We start from the raw sequence: 14,413 nt of genomic DNA, 5'->3' as shown, positions 1-14,413 counted from the left end.
CGCGGGGGATCGCCGTTTGGCAGGATCAAGGGCATGAGCACGCACATCGGCGCCGAGCCGGGCGACATCGCGGAACTTGTCCTCATGCCGGGAGACCCGCTGCGGGCCAAGTGGATCGCGGAGACGTTCCTCGACGATGCCCGCTGCTACTCGACGGTGCGCAACATGTTCGGGTTCACGGGGACGTTCGAGGGGACGCGGGTCAGCGTCCAGGGGTCGGGGATGGGCATGCCCTCGGCCAGCATCTACGCGCACGAGCTGATCAACGACTACGGGGTGAAGTCGCTCATCCGGGTGGGCAGCTGCGGGGCGCTGGTGGAGTCGCTGAAACTGCGGGACGTGGTGGCGGCGATCGGGTCGAGCACCGACTCGAACATGAACCGGGCCAGGTTCGACGGGCTGATCGACTACGCGCCGGTGGCGGACTTCGGGCTGCTGCGCACGGCGGTCGACGTGGCCGAGGCGCGGGGCATCAGCATGCGGGTCGGGCCGATCCTGGCCGCTGACGCGTTCTACACGGATCGGCCCGACCTGTACGACCGGCTCGCCGACTACGGCGTGCTGGCCGTGGAGATGGAGTCGGCGGCGCTGTACACGATCGCCGCGCGGTTCCAGGCCCGGGCGCTCACGCTGCTGACGGTCAGCGACCACATCAAGACCGGCGAGCGGACCACGGCGCAGGAGCGGGAGCAGACGTTCAGCCAGATGGTGGAGATCGCGCTGAAGACGATCACCAGCTGAGCGCGAGAGCTAAGCAGCGGCCAGCGCCACCGTCGGTGAGAGCCGGGCGGCCCGCATCGCTGGGTACAGCCCGGCCAGCCCGCCGATGGCCAGCGTCGCCAGCAGCCCGCACCCGAGGATCCACCAGGGCACGACGAAGGGCCACGACCGGGCCGCCGCGTAGACCGACGTTACCGCGGCGCCCAGCAGCACCCCGGCCAGCCCGCCGGCCAGGGACAGCAGCAGCGACTCGGTCAGGAACTGCAGCCGGACCTGCGCCCGGCGGGCACCCAGGGCCCGGCGCAGCCCGATCTCGGCGCGGCGTTCCAGCACCGAGATGACCATGGTGTTGGCGACGCCGACCCCGCCGACCAGCAGCGCCACCGCGCCGAGGCCGAGCAGCAGGCCGGTGAACGCCTCGTCCAGGGCCGCCCGGGCGGCGAGGGCGTCGGAGGGCCGGGACACCCGCACCTCGTTGGGGGCCTCGGGGTTGGCGGTGGCGGCCAGTACGCCGGCGACTGCGGTCACCGCGTCGGGACGGGTGCGCGCGTAGACGGTGGTGGGGTGGCCGTCGAAGCCGAGCGCCGACGTGGCGGCCGTCCAGCCGACGAGGGCCGCGGAATCGAGCTCGGGCGCGAGCGGTACCGGCGACAACACCCCCACGACGGTGAACCAGTGCCCGCCGAGCCACACCAGCAGGCCGGGGCCGACGCCGAGCAGCGTGGCGGCGCGCGAGCCGAGCACGACGGCCGGGACGGACCCGGTGCCGAGCCACGAGCCGGTCGCCACCGCGCCGCCCACGGTGGGCAGTAGCGCGGATGCGGCGGCGAGCACCGCGATCCCGCCGGTCTCCGTGGTGGGGATGCGGTCGGTGCGGTACACCCGGGCAGTCGCCACCCGCCCGGTCGAGGACACCGAGGTCACCGGGCCGATCCTGGCGACCATCTCCGGCGCGGAGGTGGGCAGGCGCGCCGCTTCGCCGAAGAACGACGTGCCCGGGCCGACCGACAGCAGGTTGGTGCCGAGGGCGTCGAGCTGCCGGTCGACCTGCGCCCGGCTGGACGTGGAGATGCCCACGACGGCGACCATGGCGGCGATGCCGATCGCGATGCCGAGGGCGGACAGCACGACCCGCAGCGGCCGCGCCCGCAGGCCGGCGCCGCCGACCCGCACGACGTCGAGGAAGGACAGCCTCACCGGATCCTCCCGTCGCGCATCTGGACGCGGCGGGGCAGGGCCGCCGCGATGTCCCGGTCGTGTGTGATGACCACCACAGTGGTCCCGTCCGCATGCAGGTCCCGCAGCAGGGACAGCACGGCCGCGCCGGCGGCGGTGTCGAGGTTGCCGGTGGGCTCGTCGGCGAGCAGCAGCGACGGTGCGCCGACGATCGCGCGGGCGACCGCGACGCGCTGCCGTTCGCCGCCGGACAGCTGGTGGGGCCGGTGCGTGACCCGATGGGCGAGGCCGACCCGCTCCAGCGCGAGCCGCGCCCGCCGCCGCCGCTCGGCCGCCGGCACCCCGGCGTAGAGCAGCCCGTCGGCGACGTTGTCCAGCGCGCTGACCCCGGCCGCGAGGTGGAACTGCTGGAACACGAACCCGATCGTGCGCGCCCGCAGCCGGGAGAGCCGGTCGTCGTCGAGCGCGCCGACGTCCAGGCCGGCGATCTCGACGGTACCGCTGGTGGCGCGGTCAAGCGTGCCGATGAGGTTGAGCATGGTCGACTTGCCGGAGCCGGAAGGGCCGACGATCGCCAGCATCTCGCCGGCCGCGACCGACAGCGACACCCCGTCGAGTGCCGTGATGCCGCCGGTGTACGACTTGCGCACGTCCTTCAGCTCGATCATGCGGCCGTCCCCACGGTGAGCCCCTCACGGATGCCGGCACCGGAGACCTCGACCCGGCCGTCGGCGAAGAGGCCGGTCGTGACGGCGACGGTGCGCGTGGTGCCCCCGTCGAGCACCTGCAGCCCGTACCCGCCCTCGGCGAGGGCCACGAGCGCTGGCACCGGCACGATGAGCACGCCGTCGCGGCGTTCGGCGACGAGGGTGACGTCGACGGGCGCGGAGGAGTACGCGCCGAGCCTCGGCTGCGCGTCCGGCGGCAGGGACACGGTCACGTCGACGGTGACGACCGGCGCCTGGCCCTGCGGTGCCGGCTGGGCGGTGGCGACGGCGCCGATCGCGGTGATGGTGCCGGGCACCGTGGCGCCGTCGGGCAGCCGTACCGTGGCCTGGTCGCCGACCGCGGCGAGGGCCTGGCGGGTGACGTCGAGCTTCACGGTGACCTGCCGGGTCTGGCCGGTCCACTCCAGGACCGGGCCGGTGGCGTTGTCGCCGGGGTGGGCCTTGAGCGCGCCGACGCGGACCGCGGCCGGTGCCGTCACGACCCGGCCCAGCTCGACCACACCGGTCTCGGGCAGGCCGAGCCGCTCCTGCCAGTCCCGCACCGCCGAGGCCGTCGCGGCCGTGTACGCGTCGTCGACCGTGAAGCCGCGGTACCCCAGTGCCGCGAGGTTGCTCTCGAACGCGGCGACGTCGGCACCCTTGTCGCCGGCGCGCAGTGCCCGGTACAGCGGCGCGGTGGCGTACATGAGCAGCACCGGCGAACCGTCGACGTGATACAGCGGCTGGCCCCGCTGGACGGTGCCGCCCTCGGCGGGCAGGCCGGTGATCATGCCGGGCAACCGGCCGGTGACGGTCGTGGCGGGGCCGAAGTCGAGGGTGCCGTCGACGTCCTCGGTCTGGGTGAGCGTCCCGCGGGTGATCGTCGTGGACGCCGGCGGGGTCCGCTCGGCGGCGGGGGCCGTGTCGCGGTCCAGCAGCAGCCAGCCGCCCGCGCCCGCCAGCACCACGGCCGGCAGGGCCACGGTCAGCCACCGCCTCACCGGCCCACCACGCTCTTGCAGGCGTCGGCCGCGTCCCGGAACGCCGGGCTGTTCACGTCGATCGCGCCGTTGCCGAGCAGGTCCGCGATGCCGCTGGCCGGGTCGGGGTCCGGCATGTCGATGCCGTGCTCGCGCATGCACTTCGCGAACGCGCGGGCCTGGTCGAGCTGCTCGGGCGACAGGTTGCTCAGCGTGCCGCCGTTGGGCAGCAGCTGCTGGCAGGCCGACATGGCGGCGGCCGCCTTGCCGCGGTCGATGTCGCCGCTCATCTGCAGGTTGCCGTCCGGACCCGGGTCGGGGACCTCGACGCCGTGCTCGCGCATGCACTTGGCGAAGCGCCGGTTGGCCTCGGCTTTGTCCACTTGTGATGGGGACGCCGTGGCGGTGCCGCCGCCGGCCGTGGCGACCGAGGGGCCGGTGGTGGAGGAGCAGGCGGCCAGCAGCAGGACCGCCGCCGCCGTCAACAGGAGGTGTCTCATACCGGCAGGAGACGAAACCGGCGATAAGAGGGCCGTCAGCGCGACGGCTTATCCCGCGCTTACACCGCGTACCGGCACCATGGACCCTGTGCGGGTACTGGTGGTGGAGGACGAGCAGCTGCTGGCCGACGCGGTCGCCGAAGGGCTGCGGCGGGAGTCGTTCGCGGTCGACGTGGCCTACGACGGCGACGGCGCGCTGCAGCGGCTCGGGGTCAACGAGTACGACGTGCTGGTCCTGGACCGGGACCTGCCGTCGGTCGGCGGCGACGACGTCTGCCGGTGGGTGAGCGCCGAGCTGCCCGAGACCCGGATCCTGATGCTGACGGCCGCCTCGGCGGTCCTCGACCGGGTCGACGGGCTGTCGCTCGGCGCCGACGACTACCTCGGCAAGCCGTTCGCGTTCGCGGAGCTGGTCGCGCGGGTCCGTGCGCTGGGCCGGCGGGCCAGGCCGGCGACCCCGCCGGTGCTGGAACGCGGCGACCTGCGCCTGGACCCGAACCGCCGGGAGGTGTTCCGGGCCGGGCACTACGTGGCGCTGACCCGAAAGGAGTTCGCGGTGCTCGAGGAGCTGCTGCGGGCCGGCGGCGCGGTGGTCAGCGCCGAGCAGCTGCTGGAACGGGCCTGGGACGAACACATCGACCCGTTCACCAACGTGCTGCGGGTGACGGTGATGACGCTGCGCCGCAAGCTCGGCGACCCGCCGGTCATCGAGACGGTGGCCGGCGTGGGGTACCAGATCCCATGAGCAAGTTGGGTATTCGGACGCGGTTGACCGTGCTGTACGGGGTGCTGTTCCTGCTGGGCGGCACGATCCTGCTCGGCGTCACGTACTTCCTGGTCAAGCAGAACATCCATCAGCGGGGCACGGCCACGGTCACGGACCTGCCGGCCGATATCAAGATCGGCAACGTGGAGGTCAACGCGCTCGTCGAGCAGCTGCAGGCGCGCCAGGAGCAGATCGAGCGCAACACCCTGAACGCGCTGCTCACCCAGGGCGCGATCGCGCTCGGCGTCGTGACGGTGATCGGCGTCGGGTTCGGCTGGCTGATGGCGGAGCGGGCGCTGCGCCCGGTCGGCCGGATCACGGAGACGGCGCGCCGGGTCGCCGGCGGCAGCCTGCACGAGCGGATCGCCCTCCAGGGCCCGGCCGACGAGATCAAGGAGCTGGCGGACACGTTCGACTCGATGCTGGAGCGGCTGGACACCGCGTTCGACGGGCAGCGCCGGTTCGTGGCGAACGCGTCGCACGAGCTGCGCACCCCGCTGACGATCAACCGGACGCTGATCGAGGTGGCGCTGGGCCGCCCGGAGCCGCCGCCGGAGCTGGTGCACCTCGGCGAGACGCTGCTCGCCGTCAACGCGCGGCACGAGCGGCTGATCGACGGCCTGCTGACGCTGGTCGCCTCCGAGCAGGCGCTGACCGTGCACGAGAAGGTCGACGTCGCGGAGATCGCCCGGCACGTCACCGCCGGCAAGGTCGGCAGGGGTGAGGTGTCGCTGGAGCCCGCGTTCACCACCGGCGACCCGGTCCTGCTGGAGCGGGTGGTGCAGAACCTCGTCGACAACGCCCTCGCGTACAACGTGCCCGGCGGCGACGTGTGGGTGCGGACCCGCACGACCGGGGCGCGGGCCGAGCTCGTCGTGGAGAACACCGGTCCGGCGATCCCGGCGTACGAGGTGCCCCGCCTGTTCGAACCGTTCCGCCGGCTGCGGTCGCGGACCGGCTCGGGGCAGGGCACCGGGCTGGGGCTGTCCATCGTGCGGTCGGTCGCGGTCGCGCACGGCGGCCGCGCCGACGCCCGCCCCCGCGACGGCGGCGGGCTGATCGTGACGGTGACCCTCCCCACAGAAAACTAACCGACCGATCGGTTTTTTTGTTGGTACCGTCAAGCCATGCCGACCGTCGACGGCCGCCTCCTGCGCGGCGAACGCGCCCGCGCCGCGACCCTGCACGCGGCGGTGGCCCTGGCGACGGAGTCGGGCCTGGACGGGCTGTCGTTCAGCCAGCTCGCGGAGCGGGCCGGGGTCAGCAAGTCGGGCCTGTTCGCGCACTGGTCCACCAAGGAGGAGCTGCAGCTGGCCGCGATCGCGTACGCCGAGCAGCGCTTCGCCGAGGTGGTCGTGCGGCCGGCGCTTCGGGCGCCCCGCGGCATCCGGCGGCTGTGGGCGCTGCACGAGAGCCGCCTGGCGGACCTGGCCGGCGGCGCGCTGCCCGGCGGCTGCTTCTTCTCCAACGCGCAGTTCGAGTTCGCCGCGCGCCCCGGCAGCGTCCGTGACGCGCTCGGCGCCGTCCTCGCCGACTGGCACGCGCTGCTGGAGCGGCTGATCGCCGAGGCGGTCGAGCTGGGCGAGCTGCGCGACGACGTGCCGGTCGGGCAGCTCGCGTTCGAGCTCAACGCGTTCGGCACCGCCGCGGTGTACGAGTCGCGCCTGTTCGACGCGGAGACCATCTACCGGCACGCCCGGCTGGCCGCCCTGCAGCGGCTCCGCGGCCTGACCCCGGCGCCCGACCTGCTCCCGACGCCGGACCTGCTCCCGACGCTCGATCATTTCCCGGCGCCCGATCTGCTCCCGGAGGCTTGAGATGACCACCGCCGTCCTGCCCGGCCACGTGTCCCCGTTCGTCGTGCACTTCGACGACCTCGACGCGATGGGCATCGTGCACAACGCCCGCTATGCGGTGTTCCTGGAACGTGCCATGTCCCAGTGGTGGAGCGAGCGCGGGCACTCCTACGCCGGCGGCCGGCCGACCACGCCCGACGTGATGAACGCGGTCGTGGAGTACTCGATCTCGTACCGGACCCCGGTCCGCGGCACCGGCGAGATCGGCGTCCACTTCTGGATCGAGACCCTGGGCGAGACGAGCGCGGTGTACCGCTTCCGCATCCTGTCCGCGGACGGCTCGACCGTGCACGCGGAGGGCCGCCGGGTCAACGTGAAGCTCGACCCGCGCACGCTGCGGCCGGCGCCGTGGAGCGAGGACGCGCGCAAGCACGCCGGCACCCTGCTCGCCCCGGCGCTGTAGCCGGCACGCTCTTGGCCGGCGTACGGCGGCCAAGCGTGCTTCTGGCTGGCGTGCTGCGGCCGGCGTGCTGCGGCCGGCGTGCTTTGGGCGGGTGCGCTGCTCGCTGGCGCCGGTTCAGCGGTGGCCGGCGAAGAAGTCGCGCAGCAGGGCAGCGGACTCCTCGGCCAGTACCCCGGCAAGCACCTCAGGACGATGGGTGAGCCTGCGGTCGCGCAGGACGTCCCACAGCGAGCCGGCCGCGCCGGTCTTCGGCTCCCACGCGCCGAAGACCACGATGCCGACGCGGCCGAGGACGATCGCGCCGGCGCACATGGTGCACGGCTCGACGGTGACCACCAGGGCGCAGTCCTCCAGCCGCCACGCGCCGAGGCGGGCCGCGGCCCGGCGCAGCGCCAGGATCTCCGCGTGCGCGGTCGGGTCGCCGGTGGCCTCCCGCTCGTTGTGGGCGGCGCCGAGCTCCGTGCCGTCGGGGCCGAGGACGACCGCCCCGATCGGCACGTCGGGGCCGGCGGACGCGGCGACCCGCAGGGCCCGCCGCATCGCCGGCTCCCAGCGCTGGAGCACGGGCGTCAGGCCTCGCGCAGCTCTTCGATCTCGTCGCCGGCGCCGATCGCCTGGCAGATCTCCGCGGTCAGGTCGGCCGGCAGCATGCCCTCCTGGGCGCACAGCTCCAGCAGGCGACCGCCGGGCAGGCCCAGGTCGGCCAGGAGCTCGGGATCGCCGACCGGCTCGATGTCGGGCTCGGCCGACGGCCGCTCCTCGTCATCGTCGTCGACCTCCTCGTCGACCTCCTCGTCCACGATCTCCGGCAGCTGCTCCTCGATGTCGCCGAGGAGGATGGCTCCGAGGCGGGACTCCGCGGCGAAGATCGAGTCGGAGCCGAAGATCCGCAGGTCCTCGCCGTCGTCGAGGCGCAGGATCACCAGGTACGCGTCGTCGGACTCGACGAACAGCAGTGACACCGTCGCGTCCGGATCGGTGTCACGGAGGCGTTCGGTGATCTCCTCGACGTCGGCGACGCCACTGAGGTCGAGCTCGGCCGCGGCCCAGCTCTTGGTGCCGCGTGTGACAGCGGCAGCGAAGTGCGACACGGTCCCCCCGGTCGGTGTTCGTCGTTATCCGAGAACACTATTCGAGCAGATCGGCGGTTGGCGCAGGGCTAGTCGGCGAGTCGTCGGCGAGTCGCGATGAGCTCGCGGAGCCGATCGGCGCGGAGACGGCGTGGATGGAGCCGCTCGCGAAGCGCTTTCGCGTCCGCGAGCTCGACCAGCAGCGCGAGCCGCCGGCGACGCCGCTCAGGATCGAGCCGCTGCAGCCTCAATGCCATGTTGCTGAGAGTGATGCTCACCGCAATCCACGTCAAGACTACGCGGCAAAGTCCTTGTGCCAGCTACCCAACGTGAGCAAATGCCCATGCAGCGCAGCGAGATCGGGCTACCAGAGGAGCCAGTCGCCGCCGGCCAGCCGGTACGCCACGACGATGCCGCCGATCGCCACGGCGATGCCACTGGAGACCGCGACCCCGACCGCGACGCCGCGGTCACCGAACCTCGCAAGGATGAACGCCGCGGCCCACGCCACCACCCCCGCGATCAGGGTGAGCCAGATGTAGCCGCGGGCGGACGTGGCGAGCAGGCCGAACAGCAGCATCCAGGCGGCCCCCGCGGCGGCGCCGGCGGTGACCATCGGGCTGCGCACCGGCAGCGGCTCCCGGTACGTCGGCCGCGGCGGGCCCTGGCTGACCACGAACGGCGGTGGCCGCAGCACGCCCTGCCAGGCGCCGTAGGACGCGGCGGGGGTGAGCGGGCGGGCGGCGCTCAACCTCGGCGGCGGGCCGATGACCGGCGGCCCGTTGGCGCCCGGCCAGGCGGTCCGGGCGCCCGGCATCGCGGCGGTCAGGCCGGACGCCCCGTTGGGCGGCGGCGGCACCGGATGCGCGCTGCTGGGCATGGCCGGCGCCGGTCCCGCGGGGCGCGAAGCGTCCGGCGAGCTCCACGGCGACTCGTTCACTGCCACGAAAAAGAGCTTAGCCCGGCCGCCCCACAGGGACGACCGGGCCGAGCCACGCGACCTACCGAAGGAAACGACTAGCTGAACAGCGCGATCCGCTTCTGCGTCACCCCGCCGATGGCGGTGAACTCACCACCGGCGACCACCTGGTCGATCGCCGGGTTGGCGGCCATGGCGCGCACGCCGGCGACCCCGTTGCCCTGCGGCGCCCAGTCCAGCAGCTTGCCGCGGGCGTCGATCGCGGCGAGCTTGACCCGCGACACGGACCCGTCGGTGCAGGCACCCTTGGCGCCGTTCTTGTCGGTGGTGCAGGCCCTGTCGTAGTGCCCGCCGACGTACACGATGCCGTCGAGCTCCGTGACGGCCTGGACGTCGCCGTCGAAGACCCGGGTCCACAGGACCTTGCCGGTGGGGCTGTAGGCGACCGCACGTCCGCCCGTGCCGCCCATGCCGATGTAGATCCCGTCCGGGCCGACCGCCACCGCCAGCACGATGGCCGAGGGCCGCGGCAGGAAGGTCTTGTCCAGCTTGCCGTCGACCGCGTCGACGGCGGTGAGGCGCAGCGTGTTGCTGACCCCGTTGGTCTTGTGGAACGAGCCGCCGAGGTACACCCGGCTGCCGGCCACGGCGAGCGCCTCGACACGGTCGTCGGTGGTAGGTGCCCACCCCGCGTCGAGCTCGCCGGTGGCGAGGCTGAACGCGGCGAGGTTGGTCCGCTTGGCGGTGTCGACCGTGCTGAACTTGCCGCCGACGTACAGCCGGCCGCCGCCCACCCCGAGCGTGACCGGCGAGCCGGACATCGTGTGGCTGAAGGCGCCGACGGCGCCGGTGGTCGCGTCGAGCTGCGCGAGCGAGTCCCGCTTGACCCCGGCGACCTTCGAAAAGTCACCAGCCGCATACACAGAGTTACCATTTACCGCCAAGGCCCGGACGGTGTCGTCGGCGACCGGCGCCCAGTCCAGCAATGCGCCGGTGCGCGTGTTGATCGCCGCCAGCCGGCTCCGCGCGACGCTCTTGCCATTGACGATGGCCTTGCTGAACGATCCACCGACGTACACGGTCGAGCCGTCGGCGGAGTAGGTCACGGCCCATACGGTGCCGTCGAACGATGGCGAGAGCAGCGGCGTCTTCTCGACCGCCGAGGCGCCGGCCGGGGCCCCGCCGAAGAGGCCGCCGACCGCCGTGGCTGCCGCGGCCACGAGTACCGTTCTCACCAATTGCCGGAAAAGTCGCATGTGGCACACGCTAACGGGTAGTAACCGCCCAAACGGTGTGGAACGGGCACGCTTAAGGCGTTCGGCGGCCGTCCCGAGCCGAACGGGTGATCGGGTGGTGTGCGAGAGTTCCGCAGTGCGTGATGCGACGTTGAACGTGGCGGTGATCGGACTCGGACTGATCGGCGGATCGGTCCTGCGCGCGCTCGCGGCGCGCGGGCATCATGTCAGCGGTTACGACGCCGACCCGGCTACCAGGGCGACCGCCCGCACCGCCGCCGCCCAGGCCCCGGCCAACGCCCGCTGGCACGTCACCGCGACCGTGGCCGACGCCGTCCGCGACGCCGACCTGGCCGTCGTCGCCGTCCCGCTGCCCGCCGTCGGCGGGGTCTTCGACGAGCTGGCGTCGCTCGCGTACGTCGGCGTCGTCACCGACGTCACCTCCGTGAAGGGCCCCGTGCGGGACCTGGCCCTCGACCGGCTCCGCACCGGCGGGCAGGCCCTCGCCACCTTCATCGGCGGCCACCCGATGGCCGGCCGCGAGACGTCCGGCTTCACCGCCGCCGACCCGCGCCTGTTCGACGGCTGCGCCTGGGTGCTGTGCCTGGAGGAGGACGGCGCCGGCCTGCGCGACTGGATCGAGCTGGCCGCGCTCGTCACCGGCCTCGGCGCCCGCGTCGTGCCGGCCACCGCCGAGGAGCACGACCAGGCGGTGGCCACGATCTCGCACGTACCGCACCTCGTCGCCGCCGCCGTCGCGGCCCGTATCGCCACCGACCCGCTCGCCGGCACCCTCGGCGCGGGCTCGTTCCGCGACGGCACCCGGGTCGCCGCCGCCCGCCCCGAGCTCACCGCCGCCATGTGCGGCGGCAACGCCGAAGCGGTCCTCGACGCGCTCGACGCCGTGCTCGCCGACCTGGCCGCGGCCCGTGCCGCCCTCGACGGCGCCGACCCCATCACCACCCTCGTGCCGTGGCTGACCCCCGGCCACACCGCCCGCCAGTCCTGGCCCCCGCGGCCCGGCGAGACCGCCGACCTCCCGGCCCGCGCCGACGTCCTGCTGCGGCTGGGCCGGGTCGGCGGCTGGGTCGAGTCGGTCGCCGACGACGGCAGAACCGTCCGCGCCGTCCGTCCCGCCTGAAGCATCACGCGGGAACGTGACTGGCTGTAATAGGCTGGTTGCAGTGCCGCCATCGGTGGTACGTCAATCTGCGATATAGCAGGTTGAAGTCTGGCGATCTGTGAGGCCCCTCATCCATACTGAGGAGGCGGCTGGACGGCCAGAGTCTCGACCGCTCACGTGTCCGGTGGGGGCCGGACGCAGATCGACAGCCGACTCTGACTGGGCGGTGATTCGCTCGCGGATGGGGACCCGCTGAATCGCCTCACAGCACGGACGACCGCGATGACGTGCCGGAGACGGGAGGGGGAGCAATGTCAGCGACGGTGTACTACCGAAGTACCGACTTGATGATCACGGAGGAGATCTTCGCTCTGTGGTCGCCGGAGCCCCGGGTTTTCGTGCTGGACGAGGTGCAGGGGGTGCACGTCGTCCGCGGTTCGATCCACCCGGCGCGGATTGTTCTGATGGTGATCGGAATTCTGGCGGTTGTCGGCGTGGTCGTCGCGTGGCCGGTGATCGATTCGGCGGGCGAGTACCTTTTCGCCGTCGCCGCGATCGTCGCGCCACCGATGGTCGGTTCGACGTCACGGGCCCTCACGCCCCGGACCCTGCACCTGGTGGGGCGCCACCTGGGTGTGGAGGTCACCCTGTTCACGTCCTCGGACATGCTCATGTTCGGCCAGGTCAAGCGGGCCCTCATGCGCGCGTTCGAGGCCCGTTCCCGCAGTCTGGACCGGCGCGACCTGGCCGGCTACGACGAGGCGTACCACATGCTCAACCGGGTCCTCTAGCGACCTGAAGGATCGTGCCGCCTGCGATATGCAAAACGCAGGCGGCACGATCGCTGCCTTTCGCCCCGGTTCGCACATGAATGCGGCATTCACACATGCCAAAGTCATATGAATCGATAAAATTCCGCTGGCACGATCCGTGGCCGTCCGTATCCTGGATGCCAGGTCCAAGGTGAGGAGGACCCTGTGGCCGACGGTCGAGACGAGTTGATCTGGCGGAAGAGCCGGTTCTGTGCAAACGCGACGTGCATCGAGGTCGCCCGCGATGACGCCCGTTTCCTGGTCCGTGACTCGAAGGATCCGGACGGGGCGAGACTAGCGTTCACGGCCCGGGACTGGCAGCTGTTCATCGGCGCGGTGCGCGCATTGGACGAGAGCCGGGAATAGCATCCTGCGCGGTGGCTGAGCGTGGTGTCCAGCGGCGTGCCGACGCCCAGCCATCGCGTTGTTCGATTTAGCGGCTTTCCAGAGTGGCTTCCTTGATGCCCGCGACGAAGGTGTTCCAGTCCGCATGGGTGAAGGCCAGAACCGACTCAATCGGGCTCTTTGAGTCGCGCACGAACATTGCATTGGGTCGCTCAGCGACCTCCACGCATGCTGCACTGGCGCACTTGGTGCTCTTCCGCCAGTGCAGCGGTGCTTCGAACTGTGGCACTATGTTTCGTTCCTTTCAGAATGCAAGAAACGCGTCGTCGGATAACGGCGCGCTCACCCCTGCGGGGCGTTCCCGTTGCCGAGATGCGCAGTCATGTGCGTCTCGATCATTCTTTTCGAAGCGACCTCGTCGAAGGAGCCGTGCCACATCTTGTCCCACTGCGAGAGGTGCCGCAGAAGACCGGCCTCATCATCGATGATCTCGTCCTTCGTGGAATTCTCGCGGTAGAGCACGGCGTGCTCAAGGTCTTCGGCGCCCAGGTAGAAGATTTCCCAGTTTCCAATACCCGGGCTGGGGTGGGTAAACGGCATGACCCGTGCGGTCACCCATCCCTCTTCGATCGCGCTCAAAAGGTCGGACAGCTGCCGCCCGAGCATCTCGGGCTGGCCCATGGTCCGCAGCAGCACTGACTGGTCCAGGAGCACCTGCGCGTTCGGCTTCACTTTGCGGGCGGCCAGGCCCTGCCGGCGCAGCGCGCGGGTCTCGATCCGCGCCGCGACCTCGGCCTCGGTCAGCTCGTCGTTGAAGAAGGCGACCATGCTGCGGGCGAAGTCCGGGGTCTGCAGGAACCCCGGGAAGTAGACGGCGCAGAAGATGCGCATGGAGGTCGCCTCGACCTCGTAGCTGAACCACTGCTTCATGGCCGGGGTGAGCAGGCCGGCGAACTTCGGCTGGTCCCACCATTGGCGGCGCTGTTTCGACGCCTTCGCGGCCTGGATCAGCTCGTCGACGCGTGACTTGTCGCGGACCCCGAGATAGGCGAGCAATGGGCGCAGGTCATTCTGCGAAATGGTGACCTCGCCGCTTTCGATGCGCATGACTTTCGAAAGCGACCACTCCATTGCCTCGGCGACCTGGGTCTGTGTGAGGCTTTTGGCGGTGCGGGCGTCCTTGATGGCCAAACGGACGGTGCGCCGGGCCACGGCCGGAGTGTTCTCACTCGCTGCCATGACGTCCAGCGCCTCCATGGGAGATGTCCCCACCTGCGACATTGCAGGTGGCGAGCCACGATCCGAGCCTACGCCCCCGCCACGGGGCAGGAGCGCTCAACGCCGAAAGCCGAAGTAGGCGGGTCGAGCCGTGCTTCAACCTCATGGGAGAACACACGTGGATCGGCGCGGGTAGGCGCCCACGGGATGTTAACGAGTCGCTACCCCGCCAGGTGTGATATTGCAAGTTGCATTTTTGCATCATTCTAATTAACCCCGGATGACCGCGCGCGAGTTGCATCTCGCGCGCGGTCTTTCGGACCCTAACTACGTGCCGGTTTGCACTGCTCAAGGGCTCTGATCAAGGCGCGACGGACCTGACCGAAGGTGCGGGCGTCCGTGGTGCTGAAGAGGCGGACGTCGCGGTCGCCGTAGCGGGCCCTGATCTCCAGCAGGGGGCGGATCGTGGCAGATCCGTGCCGGACGATGTATGCCCCGCGAAGTTCGGTCATCAGGAAGCGGGCGGGATGTGGCCGGAGGACGGCGACATGGTCGCTGGTCACCATGATGTCCGGACTCCGAT

Annotated in this window: 20 protein-coding genes; 8 read left to right on the top strand and 12 right to left on the bottom strand. The window is 71.6% G+C overall.

Features of this window, described 5'->3' with window-relative positions:
* The first annotated feature begins 33 nt into the window (after nt 1–33).
* Complete coding sequence (deoD, locus tag AB0H83_RS11745; protein WP_360090862.1) at nt 34–741, top strand: purine-nucleoside phosphorylase; 708 nt, start codon at nt 34–36, stop codon at nt 739–741.
* A gap of 9 nt (nt 742–750) precedes the next feature.
* Here the strand turns inward: deoD and AB0H83_RS11740 are convergent, their stop codons facing one another.
* From AB0H83_RS11740 to AB0H83_RS11725, 4 genes are read right to left on the bottom strand one after another with little or no spacing between them, the layout of a single operon-like run.
* Nucleotides 751–1,917, bottom strand: a complete 1,167-nt coding sequence (locus AB0H83_RS11740) for an ABC transporter permease (RefSeq protein ID WP_360090859.1) — start codon at nt 1,915–1,917, stop codon at nt 751–753.
* Nucleotides 1,914–2,564, bottom strand: a complete 651-nt coding sequence (locus tag AB0H83_RS11735) for an ABC transporter ATP-binding protein (RefSeq protein WP_360090856.1) — start codon at nt 2,562–2,564, stop codon at nt 1,914–1,916. Before AB0H83_RS11735 ends, AB0H83_RS11740 begins: the two co-directional genes overlap by 4 nt.
* Nucleotides 2,561–3,604 (bottom strand): peptidoglycan-binding domain-containing protein, encoded by a 1,044-nt coding sequence (locus tag AB0H83_RS11730; RefSeq protein WP_360090853.1) that lies wholly within the window; start codon nt 3,602–3,604, stop codon nt 2,561–2,563. The genes AB0H83_RS11735 and AB0H83_RS11730 overlap by 4 nt, the downstream gene beginning before the upstream one ends.
* Nucleotides 3,601–4,083, bottom strand: coding sequence for a hypothetical protein (locus tag AB0H83_RS11725; RefSeq protein WP_360090850.1), 483 nt, complete (start codon nt 4,081–4,083; stop codon nt 3,601–3,603). Before AB0H83_RS11725 ends, AB0H83_RS11730 begins: the two co-directional genes overlap by 4 nt.
* Before the next feature lie 88 nt (nt 4,084–4,171).
* Here AB0H83_RS11725 and AB0H83_RS11720 point away from each other — a divergent pair, with 88 nt between their 5' ends.
* The 4 genes from AB0H83_RS11720 to AB0H83_RS11705 are packed head-to-tail and all read left to right on the top strand — an operon-like array spanning nt 4,172 to nt 7,108.
* The gene (locus AB0H83_RS11720) at nt 4,172–4,828 is read left to right on the top strand and encodes a response regulator transcription factor (RefSeq protein WP_360090847.1); all 657 of its coding nucleotides are present in this window, start codon (nt 4,172–4,174) and stop codon (nt 4,826–4,828) included.
* Complete coding sequence (locus tag AB0H83_RS11715) at nt 4,825–5,940, top strand: ATP-binding protein (RefSeq protein ID WP_360090844.1); 1,116 nt, start codon at nt 4,825–4,827, stop codon at nt 5,938–5,940. Before AB0H83_RS11720 ends, AB0H83_RS11715 begins: the two co-directional genes overlap by 4 nt.
* Before the next feature lie 36 nt (nt 5,941–5,976).
* Nucleotides 5,977–6,666 (top strand): TetR/AcrR family transcriptional regulator, encoded by a 690-nt coding sequence (locus tag AB0H83_RS11710; RefSeq protein WP_360090842.1) that lies wholly within the window; start codon nt 5,977–5,979, stop codon nt 6,664–6,666.
* A 1-nt stretch (nt 6,667) separates the two neighbouring features.
* Nucleotides 6,668–7,108, top strand: a complete 441-nt coding sequence (locus AB0H83_RS11705; protein ID WP_360090839.1) for a thioesterase family protein — start codon at nt 6,668–6,670, stop codon at nt 7,106–7,108.
* Nucleotides 7,109–7,222: 114 nt separating this feature from the next.
* Here AB0H83_RS11705 and AB0H83_RS11700 read toward each other — a convergent pair whose 3' ends face one another.
* The 5 genes from AB0H83_RS11700 to AB0H83_RS11680 form a co-directional block, all read right to left on the bottom strand.
* Complete coding sequence (locus AB0H83_RS11700) at nt 7,223–7,648, bottom strand: nucleoside deaminase (RefSeq protein ID WP_360090836.1); 426 nt, start codon at nt 7,646–7,648, stop codon at nt 7,223–7,225.
* 29 nt (nt 7,649–7,677) lie between these two features.
* Entirely contained in the window at nt 7,678–8,199 is a 522-nt protein-coding gene (locus AB0H83_RS11695) for a tRNA adenosine deaminase-associated protein (protein WP_360090832.1), read from the bottom strand.
* Between the two features lie 68 nt (nt 8,200–8,267).
* Nucleotides 8,268–8,456, bottom strand: a complete 189-nt coding sequence (locus AB0H83_RS11690) for a hypothetical protein (RefSeq protein WP_360090829.1) — start codon at nt 8,454–8,456, stop codon at nt 8,268–8,270.
* Between the two features lie 86 nt (nt 8,457–8,542).
* Nucleotides 8,543–9,124 (bottom strand): hypothetical protein, encoded by a 582-nt coding sequence (locus AB0H83_RS11685; RefSeq protein ID WP_360090826.1) that lies wholly within the window; start codon nt 9,122–9,124, stop codon nt 8,543–8,545.
* Nucleotides 9,125–9,195: 71 nt separating this feature from the next.
* The gene (locus AB0H83_RS11680) at nt 9,196–10,317 is read right to left on the bottom strand and encodes a hypothetical protein (RefSeq protein WP_360090823.1); all 1,122 of its coding nucleotides are present in this window, start codon (nt 10,315–10,317) and stop codon (nt 9,196–9,198) included.
* A gap of 34 nt (nt 10,318–10,351) precedes the next feature.
* On the opposite strand from AB0H83_RS11680, the gene AB0H83_RS11675 reads away from it, so the two are divergent.
* From AB0H83_RS11675 to AB0H83_RS11665, 3 genes are all read left to right on the top strand, one after another.
* Nucleotides 10,352–11,473, top strand: coding sequence for a prephenate dehydrogenase/arogenate dehydrogenase family protein (locus tag AB0H83_RS11675; protein ID WP_360090820.1), 1,122 nt, complete (start codon nt 10,352–10,354; stop codon nt 11,471–11,473).
* A 329-nt stretch (nt 11,474–11,802) separates the two neighbouring features.
* Nucleotides 11,803–12,246 (top strand): DUF6232 family protein, encoded by a 444-nt coding sequence (locus tag AB0H83_RS11670; RefSeq protein ID WP_360090817.1) that lies wholly within the window; start codon nt 11,803–11,805, stop codon nt 12,244–12,246.
* 186 nt (nt 12,247–12,432) lie between these two features.
* Nucleotides 12,433–12,633 (top strand): DUF397 domain-containing protein, encoded by a 201-nt coding sequence (locus AB0H83_RS11665; protein ID WP_360090814.1) that lies wholly within the window; start codon nt 12,433–12,435, stop codon nt 12,631–12,633.
* Between the two features lie 67 nt (nt 12,634–12,700).
* Here AB0H83_RS11665 and AB0H83_RS11660 read toward each other — a convergent pair whose 3' ends face one another.
* The 3 genes from AB0H83_RS11660 to AB0H83_RS11650 all read right to left on the bottom strand — a co-directional run bounded on the left by AB0H83_RS11660 (nt 12,701) and on the right by AB0H83_RS11650 (nt 14,342).
* On the bottom strand, nt 12,701–12,901 hold the full coding sequence (locus tag AB0H83_RS11660) for a DUF397 domain-containing protein (RefSeq protein WP_360090811.1): 201 nt from the start codon (nt 12,899–12,901) through the stop codon (nt 12,701–12,703).
* 53 nt (nt 12,902–12,954) lie between these two features.
* Entirely contained in the window at nt 12,955–13,869 is a 915-nt protein-coding gene (locus AB0H83_RS11655) for a helix-turn-helix transcriptional regulator (protein ID WP_360090808.1), read from the bottom strand.
* Nucleotides 13,870–14,153: 284 nt separating this feature from the next.
* Nucleotides 14,154–14,342 (bottom strand): DUF6232 family protein, encoded by a 189-nt coding sequence (locus AB0H83_RS11650; RefSeq protein ID WP_360091058.1) that lies wholly within the window; start codon nt 14,340–14,342, stop codon nt 14,154–14,156.
* Between the last annotated feature and the right edge of the window lie 71 nt (nt 14,343–14,413).

Source organism: Dactylosporangium sp. NPDC050688, assembly GCF_040654515.1.
Lineage (GTDB): Bacteria > Actinomycetota > Actinomycetes > Mycobacteriales > Micromonosporaceae > Dactylosporangium.
The sequence above is the reverse complement of the archived record's forward strand: the minus strand, read 5'-3'. Positions and strand labels throughout refer to the sequence as shown.

Excerpts from the sequence above, each read along its gene's own strand:
- deoD (WP_360090862.1), top strand. The coding sequence starts at position 34 with ATGAGCACGCACATCGGCGCCGAGCCGGGCGACATCGCGGAACTTGTC.
- AB0H83_RS11735 (WP_360090856.1), bottom strand. The coding sequence starts at position 2,564 with ATGATCGAGCTGAAGGACGTGCGCAAGTCGTACACCGGCGGCATCACG.
- AB0H83_RS11725 (WP_360090850.1), bottom strand. The coding sequence starts at position 4,083 with ATGAGACACCTCCTGTTGACGGCGGCGGCGGTCCTGCTGCTGGCCGCC.
- AB0H83_RS11715 (WP_360090844.1), top strand. The coding sequence starts at position 4,825 with ATGAGCAAGTTGGGTATTCGGACGCGGTTGACCGTGCTGTACGGGGTG.
- AB0H83_RS11710 (WP_360090842.1), top strand. The coding sequence starts at position 5,977 with ATGCCGACCGTCGACGGCCGCCTCCTGCGCGGCGAACGCGCCCGCGCC.
- AB0H83_RS11705 (WP_360090839.1), top strand. The coding sequence starts at position 6,668 with ATGACCACCGCCGTCCTGCCCGGCCACGTGTCCCCGTTCGTCGTGCAC.
- AB0H83_RS11700 (WP_360090836.1), bottom strand. The coding sequence starts at position 7,648 with ATGCGGCGGGCCCTGCGGGTCGCCGCGTCCGCCGGCCCCGACGTGCCG.
- AB0H83_RS11675 (WP_360090820.1), top strand. The coding sequence starts at position 10,352 with ATGTGGCACACGCTAACGGGTAGTAACCGCCCAAACGGTGTGGAACGG.
- AB0H83_RS11670 (WP_360090817.1), top strand. The coding sequence starts at position 11,803 with ATGATCACGGAGGAGATCTTCGCTCTGTGGTCGCCGGAGCCCCGGGTT.
- AB0H83_RS11655 (WP_360090808.1), bottom strand. The coding sequence starts at position 13,869 with ATGGAGGCGCTGGACGTCATGGCAGCGAGTGAGAACACTCCGGCCGTG.
- AB0H83_RS11650 (WP_360091058.1), bottom strand. The coding sequence starts at position 14,342 with ATGACCGAACTTCGCGGGGCATACATCGTCCGGCACGGATCTGCCACG.